We start from the raw sequence: 668 nt of genomic DNA on the forward strand, positions 1-668 counted from the left end.
TAACCAACTTCATGAAACCTTTTTTCATCACTGCTCCTGATTCATCGGCTGCCGATACTATCGCCAATTCAAATTTCAGCAGTAGCCCAATAATTCAGCTCTTTTAAACTCTCGGACTCAAATCCCGGATGACCGCTCCTTTAATCGGGACATTTAGTTGGAAATGATCACATCACAATTTCTCAGGATAGAGAAATTGGACTCGCTTCAGCGAGCCCGAAGGGTGTGAGCCCACGATGGGCTCACATCATATCTTGCGGATCAACATCAACCCGAATACGCACATCTCTGGGTGGTACCATGCCGGAGAGCAGCGGCTGCAGCTTCCACGGCAGCAACTTGCGTGAGGCATCACGCAGCAGCACCTCGATGCGATATTTGCCAGCCAACCGCTCCAACGGGCAAGGCATCGGGCCGGTAACATTGACCCCTTCGAGTTTTTCACAGTGACCGGCAAAGAGCATGGCAATCTCGGTTGCCCGCTCAATCTTTGTAGATGAGAAGACCAGCCGCACCCAGCGGGCATAGGGTGGATAGCTGAGCATCTCACGCAGTTTCAGCTCTTCGGTCAGTGTCTGCATGGCATCATCTTCAGAGATGCGCGTCAGCCAGTCAGCTTCAGGCATTCTCGTCTGAATAATGACCCGCCCGGCTTTATGGCCGCGCCC

Annotated in this window: 1 pseudogene; it reads right to left on the bottom strand. The window is 52.5% G+C overall.

The features are described 5' to 3' along the window. Nucleotides 1–242 precede the first annotated feature (242 nt). Nucleotides 243–668 (bottom strand): annotated as a pseudogene (locus F3F96_RS12350) (primosomal protein N'); the annotation flags it as partial.

The sequence above is a fragment of the Mariprofundus sp. NF genome, from assembly GCF_013387455.1.
GTDB lineage: Bacteria > Pseudomonadota > Zetaproteobacteria > Mariprofundales > Mariprofundaceae > Mariprofundus.